The 17,207-nt window shown below is 62.7% G+C and carries 18 protein-coding genes; 6 read left to right on the top strand and 12 right to left on the bottom strand.

Annotated features, from left to right (window positions below; all coding sequences use genetic code 11):
- Window position 1: 1 nt before the first annotated feature.
- The 9 genes from nrdR to NKI99_RS19125 form a co-directional block, all read right to left on the bottom strand.
- Window positions 2-481, bottom strand: a complete 480-nt coding sequence (gene nrdR, locus NKI99_RS19165) for a transcriptional regulator NrdR (protein ID WP_023810227.1) — start codon at window positions 479-481, stop codon at window positions 2-4.
- Between the two features lie 170 nt (window positions 482-651).
- Window positions 652-1,302, bottom strand: coding sequence for a hypothetical protein (locus NKI99_RS19160; RefSeq protein WP_128305713.1), 651 nt, complete (start codon window positions 1,300-1,302; stop codon window positions 652-654).
- A 76-nt stretch (window positions 1,303-1,378) separates the two neighbouring features.
- Window positions 1,379-2,692: a serine hydroxymethyltransferase gene (glyA, locus tag NKI99_RS19155; protein ID WP_352611701.1), complete on the bottom strand. Its 1,314-nt coding sequence runs from the start codon at window positions 2,690-2,692 to the stop codon at window positions 1,379-1,381.
- A 179-nt stretch (window positions 2,693-2,871) separates the two neighbouring features.
- Complete coding sequence (locus tag NKI99_RS19150; protein ID WP_352611700.1) at window positions 2,872-4,518, bottom strand: Na+/H+ antiporter; 1,647 nt, start codon at window positions 4,516-4,518, stop codon at window positions 2,872-2,874.
- A gap of 139 nt (window positions 4,519-4,657) precedes the next feature.
- Window positions 4,658-5,911: a L,D-transpeptidase family protein gene (locus NKI99_RS19145; protein ID WP_352611699.1), complete on the bottom strand. Its 1,254-nt coding sequence runs from the start codon at window positions 5,909-5,911 to the stop codon at window positions 4,658-4,660.
- Between the two features lie 362 nt (window positions 5,912-6,273).
- On the bottom strand, window positions 6,274-6,672 hold the full coding sequence (locus NKI99_RS19140) for a hypothetical protein (RefSeq protein ID WP_352611698.1): 399 nt from the start codon (window positions 6,670-6,672) through the stop codon (window positions 6,274-6,276).
- A 176-nt stretch (window positions 6,673-6,848) separates the two neighbouring features.
- On the bottom strand, window positions 6,849-7,364 hold the full coding sequence (gene ldtR, locus NKI99_RS19135; RefSeq protein WP_008875359.1) for a transcriptional regulator LdtR: 516 nt from the start codon (window positions 7,362-7,364) through the stop codon (window positions 6,849-6,851).
- Window positions 7,365-7,602: 238 nt separating this feature from the next.
- Window positions 7,603-8,025, bottom strand: a complete 423-nt coding sequence (locus NKI99_RS19130) for a DUF6163 family protein (protein WP_023810222.1) — start codon at window positions 8,023-8,025, stop codon at window positions 7,603-7,605.
- Complete coding sequence (locus tag NKI99_RS19125; protein WP_352611697.1) at window positions 8,022-9,065, bottom strand: enoyl-CoA hydratase/isomerase family protein; 1,044 nt, start codon at window positions 9,063-9,065, stop codon at window positions 8,022-8,024. The genes NKI99_RS19130 and NKI99_RS19125 overlap by 4 nt, the downstream gene beginning before the upstream one ends.
- Before the next feature lie 247 nt (window positions 9,066-9,312).
- On the opposite strand from NKI99_RS19125, the gene NKI99_RS19120 reads away from it, so the two are divergent.
- From NKI99_RS19120 to NKI99_RS19110, 3 genes are all read left to right on the top strand, one after another.
- Window positions 9,313-10,089 (top strand): DUF8605 domain-containing protein, encoded by a 777-nt coding sequence (locus tag NKI99_RS19120; RefSeq protein WP_245273170.1) that lies wholly within the window; start codon window positions 9,313-9,315, stop codon window positions 10,087-10,089.
- Between the two features lie 88 nt (window positions 10,090-10,177).
- The gene (gene hemB, locus NKI99_RS19115; protein ID WP_352611696.1) at window positions 10,178-11,209 is read left to right on the top strand and encodes a porphobilinogen synthase; all 1,032 of its coding nucleotides are present in this window, start codon (window positions 10,178-10,180) and stop codon (window positions 11,207-11,209) included.
- Window positions 11,210-11,427: 218 nt separating this feature from the next.
- Entirely contained in the window at window positions 11,428-12,075 is a 648-nt protein-coding gene (locus NKI99_RS19110) for a dihydrofolate reductase family protein (RefSeq protein ID WP_023810218.1), read from the top strand.
- 50 nt (window positions 12,076-12,125) lie between these two features.
- Here the strand turns inward: NKI99_RS19110 and ppk2 are convergent, their stop codons facing one another.
- On the bottom strand, window positions 12,126-13,046 hold the full coding sequence (ppk2, locus tag NKI99_RS19105) for a polyphosphate kinase 2 (RefSeq protein ID WP_128305706.1): 921 nt from the start codon (window positions 13,044-13,046) through the stop codon (window positions 12,126-12,128).
- Window positions 13,047-13,316: 270 nt separating this feature from the next.
- Between ppk2 and NKI99_RS19100 the strand changes: the two genes are divergently transcribed.
- Complete coding sequence (locus NKI99_RS19100; RefSeq protein WP_352611695.1) at window positions 13,317-14,360, top strand: aldo/keto reductase; 1,044 nt, start codon at window positions 13,317-13,319, stop codon at window positions 14,358-14,360.
- A gap of 174 nt (window positions 14,361-14,534) precedes the next feature.
- The gene (locus tag NKI99_RS19095; protein WP_013532262.1) at window positions 14,535-14,687 is read left to right on the top strand and encodes a hypothetical protein; all 153 of its coding nucleotides are present in this window, start codon (window positions 14,535-14,537) and stop codon (window positions 14,685-14,687) included.
- A 66-nt stretch (window positions 14,688-14,753) separates the two neighbouring features.
- Here the strand turns inward: NKI99_RS19095 and NKI99_RS19090 are convergent, their stop codons facing one another.
- Together NKI99_RS19090 and NKI99_RS19085 are read right to left on the bottom strand one after the other, a co-directional pair.
- Window positions 14,754-14,987, bottom strand: coding sequence for a DUF982 domain-containing protein (locus NKI99_RS19090; RefSeq protein WP_352611694.1), 234 nt, complete (start codon window positions 14,985-14,987; stop codon window positions 14,754-14,756).
- Between the two features lie 113 nt (window positions 14,988-15,100).
- On the bottom strand, window positions 15,101-15,766 hold the full coding sequence (locus NKI99_RS19085; protein ID WP_128305704.1) for a GntR family transcriptional regulator: 666 nt from the start codon (window positions 15,764-15,766) through the stop codon (window positions 15,101-15,103).
- 164 nt (window positions 15,767-15,930) lie between these two features.
- On the opposite strand from NKI99_RS19085, the gene NKI99_RS19080 reads away from it, so the two are divergent.
- On the top strand, window positions 15,931-17,190 hold the full coding sequence (locus tag NKI99_RS19080; protein ID WP_352611693.1) for a multidrug efflux MFS transporter: 1,260 nt from the start codon (window positions 15,931-15,933) through the stop codon (window positions 17,188-17,190).
- Window positions 17,191-17,207 lie beyond the last annotated feature (17 nt).

Below are 17,207 nucleotides of genomic sequence, written 5' to 3'. Positions count from 1 at the left end.
CTCAGCTGGCTTCCTCTTCACCCTTGATTTCGTCGCCCTTGAGCTCGCCCAGCAGTTCGTGGAAATCCTTGGCCTCGCGAAAATTGCGGTAGACCGAGGCGAAACGCACATAGGCGACATCGTCGAGCGATTTCAGCGCTTCCATGACCAGCCGGCCGACTTCTCCCGAAGCAACCTCAGTCTCGCCGGAACTTTCGAGCTGGCGCACGATGCCGGTCACCGCGCGGTCGATGCGCTCGGGATCGACATTGCGTTTGCGCACGGCGATCTCCACCGAACGCAGCAGCTTGTCGCGGTCGAAGGGTACTTTGCGGCCCGATTTCTTGACCACGACGAGGTCGCGCAACTGCACGCGCTCGAAGGTGGTGAAGCGACCGCCGCAATCGGGGCAGACGCGCCGCCTGCGGATCGCCGCGCCATCCTCGGCGGGGCGCGAATCCTTCACCTGCGTATCTTCCGACTGGCAATAGGGACAGCGCATGGAGAAGCCTTTGGTTGGCGAATCTGGTGAAGCGAAAGGCTTAGAGGTTTTTGCAGCGATGGCAAAGTGTCGCCAACAATCGCCCTTCAGAGCCCCTCGTCGCACAGAGATAGCGAGGCGCAAGCAGGATTGCCAGCCTCGCCAGGCGGCCGCACAGCGTACCGATGTCTTCAGGGAGCGACGTCGGCGGTCGGAAATCCGCATGATGTGCCGAGACTGCGATAGGCCTTGGTGAAGCCGTCCATGGATATGCTTCCAACCGGCGCGTCGCCGAAGGAGACGTCAAGCACCGATGCCCGCCGCATGGCGCGCAGGAGCGCCAGGCTGGTCTTGGCCTGGTTGTCCACGGTCCAGCTGAGCCGGCCGTTGACGGCGCCATCGGAATGGAGTTTTGCGGCAACACGGCCCTTGTCGTCGCCGAAGGTGGCGGCGACGGACTTGCCGGCCGGCAGATCCTTGTTGTCGACGGCGATCGTTACGGACGGGTAGGCATCCGGCGGCAGTGCATCGCCGTTCGTGATGACGAGCGTCAAGGTACCGGGCACGCCGCCCGCGCCGATAAAGGCGGTCGAGGCAGCGCAGGTCTTGCGCAGATCCTCACCGGTGTCGACCTCGTCGACCAGGGTCGACCATCTGCCGAAAGTTTCGAGCTTGGGTGCCGGCTGGGCGGGCGCCGCCGGCTCGGGCTGAGGTGCGGGTTGCGCGGGCGCGGCTTGAGCAGGGGCGGTTTGCGCCAAGGCGATGCCGGGGAAAGGCACGGCGATCAAAGCGGCCAGAGCGCCAACGGCGCCAAGGTCGGCGAAACGAAATGGTCGCATCATCAAGGCTCCTGCCGGCCGCCCCGGCCTGCTGCAACGACGCTTGTGGTTGCAGCAGGCGGTAAGACTTCCTATCGCGTCAGCCGAGATAGGGATAGAGCGGGAAACGATCGGTCAGCGCCACGACCTTGGCCTTGACCGCAGCTTCGACAGCGGCATTGCCCTCGTCGGAATTGGCGACCTTGAGACCGTCCAGCACTTCGGCGATCAGCTTGCCGATCTCGCGGAATTCGGCCTGGCCGAAGCCGCGCGTGGTGCCGGCCGGGGTGCCGAGACGCACGCCGGATGTGACGAAAGGCTTTTCCGGGTCGAACGGAATGCCGTTCTTGTTGCAGGTGATGTTGGCGCGGCCGAGCGCTGCCTCGGCGCGCTTGCCGGTGGCGTTCTTCGGGCGCAGATCGACCAGCATCAGATGGTTGTCGGTGCCGCCGGAGACGATGTCGAGACCGGTCTCCTTGAGGCTTGAGGCGAGCGCCTTGGCGTTGGCGGCAACGCTCTCGGCATAGACCTTGAAGCCTGGCTTCAGCGCTTCGCCGAAAGCGACAGCCTTGGCGGCGATGACATGCATCAGCGGGCCGCCCTGCAGGCCTGGGAACACCGCCGAATTCATCTTCTTGGCGATGTCCTCGTCATTGCACAGGATCATGCCGCCGCGCGGGCCGCGCAGCGATTTGTGCGTCGTGGTGGTCACGACATGGGCATGCGGCAGCGGCGACGGATGCACGCCGCCGGCGACCAGGCCGGCGATGTGCGCCATGTCGACCATCAGATAGGCGCCGACCGCATCGGCGATCTCGCGAAACCGCTTCCAGTCCCAGACGCGCGAATAGGCGGTGCCGCCGGCCAGGATCAGCTTCGGCCTGGTCTCATGGGCGGTCTTCTCGATGGCGTCCATGTCGAGCAGATGGTCGTCCTGGCGCACGCCGTAGGAGACGACCTTGAACCATTTGCCGCTCATGTTGACCGGCGAACCATGGGTCAGATGGCCGCCGGAATTGAGGTCGAGGCCCATGAACGTGTCGCCCGGCTGCAAGAGCGCCAGGAACACCGCCTGGTTCATCTGGCTGCCGGAATTCGGCTGGACGTTGGCGAAGTTGCAGCCGAACAGCTTCTTGGCGCGCTCGATGGCCAGTTCCTCGGCCACGTCGACGAACTGGCAGCCGCCATAGTAGCGCTTGCCCGGGTAGCCCTCGGCATATTTGTTGGTCATGATCGAGCCCTGCGCCTCAAGCACCGCGCGGGAAACAATGTTTTCCGAGGCGATCAGCTCGATCTCGTGACGCTGGCGACCGAGTTCGTTGCGGATGGCGCCGAAAATCTCCGGATCGGCATCGGCCAGCGTGGTTTCGAAGAAGGATTCGAATTTGTTCGACACTGCCGCTGCTGTTGCCATGGCCTGAAATCCTCGGGGTTCGGGGGCAATTTTCGATTTATGCAAGTCGTTGTCCCAAAACCGCTGCACACTTTTGGGCGACCTGCATTTGCCGGGCCATTAACACAGTTGTTTTCGCCCCGCCACGTTTGCGGCGCGAAATTTGCTGGCCGGATTGCGCCAGCGAAGCCTTCAGGTCGCTATTTCCTCGCCTTGCGGCCTCTCAGCAAGGCCTCGGTGAGCGTGATCTCGGTAAACAGCGCCTGCGACGTGTGGTCGTTGATCTCGCCCCGGCGAAACATGGCGCGTACGGCCTCGCGCTCGGCTTCGATGCCCGCAAATCTCAGCTCGAGTTCCAGCCTTCCGGCTTCGCGCGCCTCAGCGCGGGCCTCATCGGCTTCGTCCGAGGCGGCGATGCGGCGCCGGTAGCCAGCGACGATGCTGTCGGCAGCGGCAAGCCTGGCGCCGGGCACATCGCCTCCCTCATCATCAGCGGCTCCGGCAATGCTCTCGATGCGCGCGATTGCCGCCTTGGCGGCGCCGACGCGCGCCAGGCGCTCCTCGGCGGCGCCGGCATCCTCACCGGGCTCGACCAGTCCCCTGGCGATCGTCGGCAGAGCGAGGCTGGCGATGACCAGCGAGCAGATGATGACGCCGGCGGCCAGAAAAATGACCAGGTCGCGCGCCGGAAACGGCGAGCCGTCCGGCATGGCGAGCGGCAGTGACAGGATGCCGGCCAGCGTAATGGCGCCGCGCACGCCGGCCACCGAACCGGCAAGCCGCACGCCCAACCCGAACGGCTCCACCTTGCGCTTGCCCAGACGCGCGGCGATGCCGGCCGCGATATCGCCCACCCAGATCCACAGGAAGCGCAACGCGATCAGGCACAGCGTCAGCGCGATGACGGTCGCGATCGGCTGGATGATCGGGTGCAGGCTCATGAGTTCCGGCGGCACATGGCGGATGATGTCGGGAAGCTGCAGGCCGAGCACGATGAAGAGAGCGCCGTTGAAAACGAAGGAAAGCGTCGTCCACAGCGACATCGTCTGCATGCGCGCCGAGACACCGAGGAAGCGAAACACGCCGGAGCCGCCGGTGAGCAGGCCGGCGGTGACAGCCGCCAGGATGCCGGAAGCTCCGACATGCTCGGCGCCGAGATAGGCGATGAAGGGCAGCAGGACCATCACCAGCACCTGCGCCTCGGCCGGCACGCCGCCGATGCGGTTGAGCAGTTGCAGCAGCTTGGCGGCGACGAACAACGCCGCCACGCCGATCAGGATGCCGACAGCCACGGCATAGAGGAAACTGAGCGAAGCCGCGACAAAGGAAAAGCTGCCGGTCAGCGCCGCTGCCACGGCAAAGCGGAACATGACGAGGCCCGAAGCATCGTTGAGCAGCGACTCGCCTTCGAGGATGTGCATCAGCCGCGCCGGAACGACATTCTTGTCGACGATCGAGGACACGGCCACCGCGTCGGTCGGCGACAGCACCGCGGCAAGCGCAAAAGCGACCACCAGCGGGATGCTCGGCACCAGCCAGTGCAAGGCGTAGCCGAAGCCGACGATGGTGAAGAAGACCAGCCCTATGGCCAGATCCAGGATCGGTCCGCGCAGCGCCATCAGTTCACGCTTCGGTGCGCCATAGGCATCGCCGAACAGCAGCGGCGGAATGAACACCAGCAGAAACAGTTCCGGATTGATCTCGACATGGATGCCGCGCACCGGCCAGGCGAGCGCGGCACCGATCGCAATCTGCAGCACCGGCAACGGCACCCGCACCAGGCGAACCAGAGCGCCGGAAAGCGCCACGAAGACGAGCACGACCAGAATGAAGACGGCGACTTCCATGGTCCGGTTCCAGGCTTTCCGCCGACCATGCGCAAAGCCGGCCGATCCGTCCAGCCGCCCGTCCCGTGAAAACGCCGCGGCACCCAATCAATAAAAAGGCCGCCCTGAGAGGCGGCCTTTTTAGATAAGAATCAAACGCTTACAGCGCAGACGTGATCTGCAGTTCGTTGTTGCCGTCAAGCGCGTAGACGTCGTCGCGGAACTGCACGACACCCGGACCGGTCGACCAGGCCGAGAGATAGAGAAAGTGGACCGGCACCGGATTGGTGACCTGGATCGGCGTGTTTTCACCGGTCTTGATCGCCGCCTCGAAATGCTGGCGGTCCCAGCCGGGCGTGTCACGCAGGATCCAGGTGACGAGGTCGCGCACATTCTGCACGCGCACGCAGCCCGAGGAATCGAAACGCAACATCTTGCCGAACAGGCTCTGCTGCGGCGTGTCGTGCATGTAGACGCCGTCAGGGCTCGGGAAATTGATCTTCACCGAGGCCATGGCGTTTTCCGAGCCGGGATCCTGGCGGAAACGGTACTTGGCGGCGTCGTCGGTCGACCAGTCCACATTCATCGGATCGACTTCGCTGCCATCGGGCGCGAACAGGCGGATGTGGCTGTTCTTGAGATAATCGGGATTTTTCCGCATCAGCGGAATGATGTCCTTGCGCACGATCGAGACGGGCGCATTCCAGTATGGATTGACGATGATCTCGTTGATCTTGGAATTGACGATCGGCGTCTGCCGGTCGATCTTGCCGACGATCGCGGTGTGGCGAAGCACGACACGGTCGTTCTCGACCGCTTCGACCTGCGCTGCCGGAATGTCGACCAGCACGTAACGGCTGCCCAGCGTGCCGGCCTTCTCGCGCAGCCGCTGCAGATTGGTCTGCAGCTGGCCGAGCCGGATCTGCGCCGAAACGTTCATCGCCGCATAGGTGTATTTGCCGAGCGCACCATCGGCAGGCAGGCCGTGGCGCAGCTGGAAGCGCTTGACCGCCGAGTCGACATAGGAATCGAAGGCCGTCGAAATGCCGGCGCTCTGCGACAGGTCGCCGGAAACCATCAGCCGCTTGCGCAACGGCACCACATCCGGGTCGTCGACGCCAAGCTGCAGCTTCTTGGTTGCGGGAACTTCGACCCAGCCACCCTGCCCGACAATGTTCTGGTATTGCCCGACCGCCTGTTCCGTGAAGACGACGGTCTGCGGGCTGAAGATCGGCAGCGTCGAGGCCACCTTGCCGCCCTCGCTGGCGCGGGCGTCGAACTGGTCGTCCCAATTGCCGCGCGCCGAGGATTTCAGGATATCACCGATCACATCCTGCGCATTGGCGCCGCCGGCGACCACCGCGGCTGCGAGCGCGGAGGCTCCGGAGAGGAAAAAACGACGGCTGGTTCTCATGGACGTTCCAGACATTTGTAGCAGTTCGATCACTTGCTGCGTTGATCACCGGGCGATCTCGCCCGCACTGTAAAATTGGCAATCTTAACAATTAGCCAACCATGCTCCGTATCACCTTGGTGTGACAGCGCCCAGGCGCGATACGGATTGCGGGTGAACGCATGGTCTTCACACCAGCATCACTGCCACTCTCGGTTCCATTGGAATATGGCGGCAACGTGGCCTTGGCCCGCGATTTGCATCGGGCGCCGCAGCGAAATGAAAGGCCCGTGCTTTTTCGGTATCGATCGGCATCCTTGATCGCGTCAAGCAGACGGCGGTTCGGCCGCTCCACGAGACGCGCTGCCTATCCTCACGATCCCTCAGTGTGAGGTTTCAACCTTTGGGCCCGGACCTGGCTTCGCCTTCAATTCCGAACATCGTTGCAACACCTCATGCTGGGGGTAGCGCAGGACTTTGTTGTCCTCGAGTTTGAGCAGCAGCTCCCGCCTCTTGTCTGTGCTCTCGCCGTCCGTACACGTCATATCCAGGATGACGACATCCAGGCGGTTGATCTTCTGAACCTTGTCCAACGTGCAGCGGACCTCCCACATCTCCATTGCTTTGTCGGTAAACGTCACTATCGAGTCATTGTTGTCACAGGGCTCGCTGCCTTCCCCAGCGAAAGAATCTTTCCACCATTCCTCGGCAAAAGCCGTTTGCGAGACCAACAAAAGCACTGCGGCAACCGAGCAAATCTTCGTGCGTTTTCCCTCACCCATAACGTGCCCCTCCAGGCCGTGACATTAGGCACTGCTGCAGCGAAAGCAAACCTGGCCGGATATTTGGGCTTTGGGATCAGGAAAAGAAAAGGCCGATGCCTCTCGGCACCGGCCCTGACTGAAGGTCGATATTTCGGCCGCGCTTCTGTGGCGCGGGCCGGATCCGATGCGGCGCCTTACATCCGGTAGGCGATGGTGTCGTTCCAGAAGCGGTCGAGCCGCTGCAAAGCGCGGTTCATCTGCTTGAACTCGTCGGTGTTGATGCCGCCGACCTGTTCGATCGAGCCGACATGACGCTCGTAGAGGCCGGCAACGACCTCCGCCACCTCGTTGCCCTTCGGCGTCAGCGAGACACGGACCGAACGGCGGTCGATGCGCGAGCGCTGATGGTTGATGAAGCCGAGATCGACCAGCTTCTTCAGATTGTAGGAGACGTTCGAGCCGAGATAGTAGCCACGCGAGCGCAGCTCGCCGGCGGTCAGCTCGGAATTGCCGATATTGAACAGCAGCAGCGCCTGGATGGCATTGATGTCGGAACGGCCGTTGCGGTCGAATTCGTCCTTGATCACATCAAGCAGGCGGCGGTGCAGCCGCTCAACAAGCTGCAGCGATTCCATGTACAGGGAACGGATAGCCTCGCGGCGATCGTCGGATACGTTGGCGGTCTTCGCCGCCGGACGCGAATTGATCATTGTCTTTGCCTCTCGTTTGTCGCCCTGGTGATTTTTTGTTTTTCACCTTGATCGCGACACTATCGAATACTCATAAAATTCGACTTAAACGCTAGGGCTAACAAGAGCTTACCGGTAAGAGGTTTCGCAAGAGGCTTAACGAACGGTCACCCGAGCAAGGATAATTAACCTAAAGATTTCGGCAACGATTGCGGGGCTCATTCGAGGCGACAGCCGGGCCGCCAATGTGCTCAAGGGCTTAGTGGCGGACCGGGCGCTTCTGCAGGTAGATGACGACGCGGAAGACAATGTAGAGCACCGCCACCGCCGCATGCGAGACGACAATCAGCAAGCGATGGCCGAATAGCTCGGGAAAGCCGGCATACATGACCGTCTCGGTCACCGCGCAAATGAACCAGATCACCGGGCCCCAGGACGCCAGCATCCACAGGCCGGCAGCGGCAAAGGGGAAGAACACGGCGAGCACCACCGCCGCGACCTGCCAGTGCACGGGCATCAGGTCGAAACGCCACAGTGTGCCCGGATAAAAGCCGATCAGCCTGATCCAGTAGAGAATGCCGAACAGCAGGCAGTAGCCCGATATGACGCGCTGGAACCAGGCGAAGATCACCTCCACCCCGGAGGGCTGCAGCACGACGCGCCTCGAGGTCACCTCGCTCATATCAAGAGTTCCCGTTCGCCGAGCGGAGCGAAATAGGCGTCGACATCCGCTTCGCTAACCGCAGCGAGGCTTGCCGGCCGCCATTGCGGCTTCGAGCCCTTGTCGATGATGGCGGCGCGGATGCCTTCGTAGAAATCATGGCCGGCGAGCATCCGGTTGAGGATGCGGAACTCCATTTTCATGCAGGCTTCCATGGACAGGGTCAGCCCGGCGCTGATCTGGCGCCAGGCGACGCGCAGGCTGGTCGGCGAGCGGGTGCGGATCGTCGCCAGTGTCTGTGCCGCGAACTCGTCGGCGGCGGCCGCACGCTCGAGGCTGTCGATGACGCGGTTCAGGGACGGTTGCGAAAAATGGCGGACAATCGCCTCCAGCGTCGGCCTGTCGGTTTCTCGCCTTGCCTGCACGAAGAAGCCGCGCAGCACCGATTCCGGATCGCCGGTCAGCGCCAGGCGGTCGAGGAAGCCAGCCTGGTCCTCGGCCTTGATGGTATGGGTGGCCAGCCCCGACCACAGCGCATCGCCATAGCGGATGCGATTGCCGGTCAGCGCCAGATACATGCCGAAGGAGCCGCCGAGATCAGGCAGCAGGTGGCTGGCGCCAACATCCGGAAAAAAGCCGATGCCGACCTCCGGCATGGCAAATTGGGCATTCTCGGTCATCACCCGGTGCGAGCCATGGAAGGAGATTCCGACACCACCGCCCATGACGATGCCGTCGATCAGGGCCACATAAGGTTTCCTATAACTGTTGATGCGGGCGTTGAGGCGATATTCGTCGGCGAAGAACTCGACCGGCGGTTTTCCCGCCCGGCCTGTCTCATAGACATGCAGGATATCGCCGCCGGCCGAAAAGGCCCTGCCCTCGGCCCTAACGACGACGACATCGACGCCCTGGTCGGCCTCCCAGGCGGAAAGGGCAGCGTCGAGCGCCCCGATCATGCGGTGCGTCAAGGCATTGAGCGCCTGCGGCCGCGTCAAGGTGACGACGCCGGCCCGGCCCAGATGTTCGAAGCGGATCTCGTCGCCTCCGCCAAAATCCATCGTGAAGAATCCCTCCCCCGGCCGCCGGGACTGAAGTGCTAAAGCGTGGCGCATGGGTGCGTCAATGGCGAGCACACCGGTGCAAGCTCTGGCCCGGACCAGGAGCCGGTACTAAAAATCGAGCTGCAATACCGAAAAACTGGATAGAGTTCATTGCAGCGCAGCTCTGGCGGGTCTTCGAACGGGACGATTGGTTATGACTCGATTTTCACGCTTTGCGCCGGTGGCAATTGGGCTGAGCATCTGCTTGGCTGTTCACCCTGTCATGGCGGGGACTTTGGAAGACCTCTACAGTTCGCAGACCATCGTCAACGGCAAGTACGAGAAGAACCGCCAGTCCGGCTTCAAGCGCTGTCTCGACGCGGTTCTGGTGCGGATTTCCGGTGATCAGCGCCTGCCGGCGAAACCTGAAATGACGGTATTGCGTGATAAGGCCGGCAGCTTCGTCGCTGGCTTTCGCTACCGCGACCGCATGGAAGGCATTCCCAACCATGACGATCAGGGCACGTACGATCGGCCTCATAATCTTTATTGCCAGTACAAGCCGGCTGACATCGACCCGGTGCTGGCTTCGCTCGACAGCAGGCCGTGGCTGACCGAGCGGCCACGGCTGGCGGTGTTTTTGGTGACCGAACGCGGCCCAAGGCATGCCGCGCTCGATGCCAATGACGAGCGCGGCATGCTGATGCGCGAATCCTTCAGCAATGCCGCCGCGCCACTGGCCATGCAGGTGAGTTTTCCAACGGCAGCACTGCTGTCGCAGGCCGGGCTGGACGATCAGACACTTCGCAACGCCGAGATGACCAAGCTCGACAGCATCGCGAAAAAGGCCGGTGCCGACCAGGCGCTTTCCGGCAACCTTGTCTGGAGCGACAAGGAACTGGGCTGGATCGCCGACTGGCGGCTGGCCATGGCCGGCAAGACCTACATCTGGCAGGTGCGCGGTGTCGGCTTCGACGAGGCTTTCCGTGTCGCCATCAGGGGCGCAGCACAGATTCTGTCAGGCAATGGGCAACCCGAATAGACCTCGACCGCGTCGCTGGCACAATCGTGCCGCATTGGTCAGTGGCGGGAGCTCGTGGTAAAAGCCTGCCTGAACGAGAGTATTGGCGATGAACAAATTCACACCCGCAAAGCCCGCCGGCGCGCGCGGCGTCGACGAGATCACCGGCAGCCGCCGTCTGCGCCGCATGCGCAAGGCCGACTGGTCGCGCCGTCTCGTGCAGGAGAACCGGCTCACGGTCGACGACCTGATCTGGCCGATCTTCGTCGTCGAGGGCAAGGGTGTCCGCGAGCCGATCGCCGCCATGCCCGGCGTCTTCCGCCTGTCGATCGATCTCGCCGTCAAGGAGGCCGAGCGCGCGGCAAAACTCGGCATTCCGGCACTCGCCACCTTCCCCAATGTCGACATCTCGCTGCGCGACCAGACCGGCTCGCACATCCTCGATCCCAACAATGTCATCAACCGCGCCACCCGTGCGATCAAAGATGCGGTGCCGCAGATCGGCATCATCACCGACGCAGCGCTCGACCCGTTCACCAGCCACGGCCATGACGGCATCCTGCGCGACGGCATCATCGTCAACGACGAGACAGTGGAACAGGTGACCGCCGCTGCTGTCATCCAGGCGGCCGCCGGTGCCGACATCATCGCGCCGTCCGACATGATGGACGGCCGCATCGGCGCCATCCGGGACGCGCTTGACGCCAATGGTTTTCAGGACGTCGCGATCATGTCCTATGCGACCAAATTCGCCTCGGCCTTCTACGGTCCCTATCGCGAGGCGGTGGGCACCGCCGGTCTGCTCAAGGGCGACAAGAAGACCTATTACATCGACCATGCCAATTCCGACGAGGCGGTGCGAGAGGCCGAACAGGACATCGCCGAGGGCGCCGACATGCTGATGGTCAAGCCCGGCCTGCCCTATCTCGACATCATCCGGCGGCTGAAGGACGAGTTCCAGATGCCGACCTTCGCCTACCAGGTGTCGGGCGAATATTCGATGATCAAGGCAGCAGGCGCCAATGGCTGGATCGACGGCGAGAAGGCAATGCTGGAATCGCTGCTCGCCTTCAAGCGCGCCGGCTGCGACGGCATTTTGACCTATTTCGCGCCCGAAGTGGCGGAGCTGCTCAAGGGGTGATTTCTCTTCCCGACGATGACCGGTCGCGGCAACCAATGTCGGCGAATCCGCTTCTACATCCCTACCAATTTCCGGCTCCTGGCCGGGGAATCCATAGCGGGGGTCGCTTGACCCCTAGCCTGGGTTTCGTTCGCGCTTGAATTACCGCTTGCAATTCACAATCAGTTTGATACAAAACAACTGCTTGCAAAATACAACTGGTTATCGAGGAGGCTCGCATGTCCAAACTTCGCGTCAACGCTTTCACCCTGTCGCTCGACGGCTATGGCGCCGGTCCTGATCAGGATCTGCAAAATCCGCTCGGCGTCGGTGGGGAATCCTTGCACAAGTGGTTTGTCGACACCCGCACCTTCCGAGAGATGGTGCTCGGACAAGATGGCGGCACCACCGACGTCAACGAGGCGTTCGCGGCGCGCAGCTTCGAAAATGTCGGCGCCTGGATCCTCGGCCGAAACATGTTCGGACCGATCCGCGGCGAGTGGCCTGACGACAGCTGGAAGGGCTGGTGGGGCGACAACCCGCCCTATCATGTGCCGGTTTTCGTGCTCACCCATCACAAGCGGGAACCGATCACGATGGAGGGCGGCACCACTTTCCACTTCGTCACTGACGGTATCCATTCAGCTCTTGAACAGGCTAAGGCTGCCGCTGGCGGCAAGGACGTGCGGGTCGGCGGCGGCGTCGCCACCATCCGGCAATATCTGCAGGAAAAACTGATCGACGAGATGCATCTGGCGATCGCGCCGGTGCTGCTGGGCACGGGCGAGAACCTTTTTACCGGCCTGGACATGCTCAAGCTCGGTTATGTCTGCAACGAGCAGGTGGCGACGCCGCTCGCCACGCACGTCATCATCAAGCGGGCGTAGGTGGAGAGCCAATCTCCCCCCTCGAGGGGGAGATCGCAGCTTCGTCTATCTCAATACTTCTCCGGCACGTAAAGCTCGCGCGGCAGCACCTGGCGTTCGTATTCGGGGTTGAAGACGCGCTCCGGCAGCGTGATCTCCTCGTGCGGCACCTCCTCGTAAGGCAATTGCCTGAGCAGATGGTCGATGCAGTTCAGCCGCGCGCGCTTCTTGTCGTTGCCCTCGACGATGAACCAGGGCGCTTCCGAGATGTTGGTGCGGGCGAAGGTCTCTTCCTTGGCCTTGGTGTATTGCTCCCAGCGCACGCGCGACTGCAGGTCCATCGGCGACAGTTTCCACTGCTTCATCGGATCATGGATGCGCATCAGGAAGCGCATCTGCTGTTCCTCGTCGGTGATCGAGAACCAGTATTTGACCACGGTAATGCCCGAGCGGACCAGCATGCGCTCGAACTCCGGCACGTCGTGAAAGAATTCTTCGACCTGATCGGGCTGGGCAAAACCCATCACCCGCTCGACGCCCGAGCGGTTGTACCATGAGCGGTCGAACAGCACGATCTCGCCGCCGGCCGGCAGATGCGGGACATAGCGCTGGAAATACCATTGCGACTTTTCGCGCTCGGTCGGTGCCGGCAGTGCCACGACACGGCAGATGCGGGGGTTGAGCCGCTGGGTGATGCGCTTGATGACACCGCCCTTGCCGGCCGAGTCGCGTCCCTCGAAGATCACCACCAGCTTCTTCTTGTGGTAGGCGACCCAGGACTGCAGCTTGATCAATTCGGACTGCAGGCTGATCAGGTCGCGAAAATATTGCATGCGATCGATCGAAGGCGGATGCGAATTCTTGTAGATCTTGGCGATCTCCATCGACAGCGCCGGCTCCGACATTTCGAGCTCATAGTCTTCGTCGAGCGTGTCGGCGAGTTCGGCTTCAAGCCAATCCCTGGCCGCAGAATTCTGTTTTAGCTCGGTCATTATCGGCTGCTCCACTTGCAAGCTCTGTCGATCGGCGCCCCAAACTCCCGGCTTACAGCCCGGAACGGCAACGCCTGAGCCGACTTCAATATAGGCCCGCAATGACGGTTTTATTGCAGCCTGACCTGATCGCCATCACTGCAAAAACCCGCGAGGCATGATCGATCCGCCGCCCTGGCATGGAGACATGCCGCGCAAATTGTCCTACAAATAGCAGCCACATTCGGGCGCCCTTCCCAACCCCTTCTCAATGCAATCGCGAGGACCGACATGGAATACCGCACTCTCGGCCGTTCCGGCCTGAAAGTATCGACGCTGACCATGGGCACCATGACTTTCGGCGGCGCCGGCGCATTTTCGGCTGTCGGCAAGACCGACCTCGACGAGGCGCGCCGGATGATCGATCTCTGCATCGACGCCGGCATCAATGTCATCGACACCGCCAACGTCTATTCGAACGGCATTTCCGAAGAAATCATCGGCGAAGCGCTCGGCGGCAAGCGCAAGGGCGACGTGCTGATCGCCTCCAAGGCACGGATGCGGATCGGCAAAGGTCCCAACGATGAAGGCCTGTCGCGCCATCACCTGATCCGCGAATGCGAGAAGAGCCTGAAGCGGCTCAGGACCGACGTCATCGACATCTATTTCCTGCACGAATGGGATGGCGTAACACCGCTGGAGGAAACCATCGCCGCGCTCGATACGCTGGTTGCCCAGGGCAAGATCCGCTATGTCGGCTGCTCCAACTATTCCGGCTGGCAGGTGATGAAGGCGCTCGGCATCAGCGACAGCCATCATCAGCCGCGCTTCGTCACGCAGCAGATCCATTACACGCTGGAAGCGCGCGAGGCGGAGTACGAACTGCTGCCGATTTCCGTCGACCAGGGGTTGGGCGTTCTGGTCTGGAGCCCGCTTGCCGGCGGATTGCTGTCCGGTAAATACCGCCGTGACAGCCCCACCGCCCGGCAGCTCGCCGGCTGGTCCGAACCGCCGATCCGCGACGAGGACCGGCTGTGGCGGATCGTCGATGTGCTTGTGGAGATCGGCGCGCAGCGCGGCGTGTCGGCAGCGCAGGTGGCGCTGGCCTGGCTGCTTGGCCGGCCGTCCATCAGTTCCTTGGTGATCGGTGGCAGGACGGAAACGCAGTTCCGGGACAAGATCGCGGCGGCAAGCCTGGTGCTTTCCGGCGAGGAGCGCGAGCGCCTCGACGCGGTCAGCCGGCCGCCCTTGCTCTATCCCTACTGGCACCAGCAACTGACGGCAAAGGACCGTTTTGGTGCCGCCGATCTGGTGATTGACCGAAGCGGCATCTGATCGGCAAATCGACGGCGATAGGTATCGCCACCGCAATGATGGGCCTGGCCCTTCATTGCGACGCGCATCTTGCAAGCCTGGCCATCATCGACGCACTATCGCTTCAGCTGTTGTGTTTGACGGCTAATGCTCCTAGGCAGGACCAGAGCCGCGAGGCAGTGAAAAGGAGCCGATATGGCGCGACCACCAAATTACGATCAGGAACGCAAGGAACGCGACCGCCAGAAGGCGGCCAAGAAGGCCGAGAAGCTGGCAGCCAAGGTTGCAGCGAGGGAACGTTCGAAGCCCGAAGACGAGACTGAAGCCGAAACCGAAACGGCAAAGTGACGGCAAACGGCCCGCAGATGCGGGCCGCGCCCCAATTCGGATTGCCGCCCCGGATGTCGCCTTGTGTCAGGCCGGCGCCTTGTCGCTGATGAACACGTCCACTTCGCGTGCTGCCGCGATGAAGGCGCGCCTGGCGTTCATCGCCGGCTTGTCGCCGGCCAGTGCGTCATGGCAGGCCTGCAGGGCCGCGCGATGCTTGGGGCTGCGCTTGCCGGGCCAGCTGTTGAGGAGGTAGTCGGAAGCCTCACGCGCCGTGCGCAAGAGCTGAGTGCTTCCCGCCGCGACTGACTTCACAGTCACAGGTGTTTCAAATCGGTTGTTTTCCATGGCCGCTCCTTACGCCATCGGCGTCTGCGAAGCGAGGCGAAAGTGCGCATACGTCCAGACGCCGCTTTGCGCTCCTTCATCCACTCTTAAGCAGCAACGACGGCAAAGCCTCTGGCGCGAAGACCGCGCCGATCGTTGGCGAGCGACGTCACCAGCCGGTCGCGGCTACCGACGATGTGGACCGAGAGCAGGCGCGCGGCTTCATCGGCGTCGCCAAGGCGCGTGGCCGCCAGAATGGCGCGATGTTCAGCCCAGGCGCGGGCAAGGGCCGCTTCGTCGCGAACCTCCAGCCAGCGCGCCCGCGACAGGCGCGTCATGGCATCGCGCACCGCCCTAAACAGGAATTCATTGCCCGACAGACGCGCCAGTTCGATGTGAAAATCCATGCCGACGCGATGCCATTCCTCGCGCGGCGTGTCGTTGTCGCAGGACTCGAGCATCGCCTCGATGACATCGACGGCGCTCCGGTCCGCCAGGCTGCATGTCAGGCGAAGCGCCGCAACCTCGACCGCCTCCCTGTAGACGGCGATCTGCTCGAGTTCAGCCAGATTGATCGGCGACACCGTCCAGCCACGTCCGTCCCTGCCGACCAGGCCCTCGGTCTCAAGCCGCAGCAGTGCTGCCCTGACCGGGGTTCGCGACGCGCCGAAGCGGCTCTCGATCCAGCGCTCGGTCAGCTTCTCGCCGGGACCGATCTCGAGGCCCAGGATCATTTGCCGAAGCTGTTTCTCGACGCTCTGCATCTGCGACATTTTTGCTCCCGGTTTCCGATGGCTTCCGACCGTTGACGACGATCACATTTGAGGTTGCATTGACAGCGGCCAAGCTTGCGTCCATGACGTGAACCATCTTGGTATCCCAAATTGGTATCCGCAGCAACCATCGATAAAAGAGTTGCTGGGACAGGACATATGACATGCAGCAGAGCACGCCCCCGGCAACCGACAGCACCTACAACATCCACTGGCGGCGCAACCTGTTCGTGTGCTTTGCCGGCTCGTTCTCGACGCTTGTCGCCATGACGCTGCTTTTGCCATTCCTGCCGCTCTATATCGAGCAGCTGGGTGCCGAGGGCCACGCGGCGATCGTGCAATGGTCAGGGATCGCCTATGGCGCGACGTTCTTCGCTGCGGCGCTGGTGGCGCCGCTCTGGGGACGTCTCGGTGACCGCTACGGCCGCAAGGTGATGCTGGTTCGCGCCAGCTTTGGCATGGCCATATGCATGTCGCTGACCGGCATGGTGCAGACGGTCTGGCAACTGGTGCTGCTGCGGCTGCTGATCGGTTTTGCCGGCGGCTATTCCTCGGGGTCGACCATCCTCGTCGCCATGCAGACACCCAAGGAGCGTTCCGGCTGGGCGCTGGGCCTGCTGTCGGCCGGTATCACGGGCGGGGCTCTGGTCGGCCCGCTGGTTGGCGGCGCCCTGCCGCCGCTGATCGGCATCCGCGCCACCTTTCTCCTCTCCGGCGGCGTCATCTTCCTGGCGTTCCTGGCGACCACGTTTCTAATCAAGGAGAATCCCCGGCCGAAAACAGCAGACGCCGCGTCGAAGCAGAAGCAGAAAGGCGGCTGGGCACAAATCCCCGACAAGCGGCCTGTCGTCGCCATGCTGGCGACCGGCATGCTGTTGAGCTTCGCCACCATGTCGATCGAGCCGATCATCACCGTCTATGTGCAGCAGTTGATTGCGGACCAAAGCCGCGTCACGATGATATCAGGCGTCGTCATGTCGGCGGCGGCCCTTGGCGCCATCCTGTCGGCCTCGCGCCTCGGCAAGCTCGCCGACCGCGTCGGCCACTGGAACGTCATCATCGGCGCACTTGCCGTCTCGGCGCTGCTGCTGATCCCGCAGGCCTTCGTCACACAAAGCTGGCAACTCATCGGCCTGCGCTTCCTGATGGGCTTGGCGCTGGGCGGTCTGTTGCCCTGCATCACCAGCGTGATCCGCCACAATGTTCCCGATGGCGTCGGCGGGAATGTGCTCGGGTTGTCGATTTCCGCCCAGTATGTCGGGCAAGTCGCCGGCCCCTTGCTGGGCGGCTTTGCCAGTGGTCATTTCGGCATGCGCTCGGTGTTTCTGGGCACATCCGTCTTGATGGGCGGGGGCGCGGTGTATAACTGGCTGGCGCAATCACGCCGCGCGCAGGACATGCTCGCCAACCCCGGCAAGCCCTGACCGAGTCAGGCATATCC

Origin of the sequence: Mesorhizobium sp. M0239 (assembly GCF_040321815.1) — a bacterium.
Lineage (GTDB): Bacteria > Pseudomonadota > Alphaproteobacteria > Rhizobiales > Rhizobiaceae > Mesorhizobium.
This window is presented reverse-complemented; position numbering and strand designations above follow the sequence as displayed.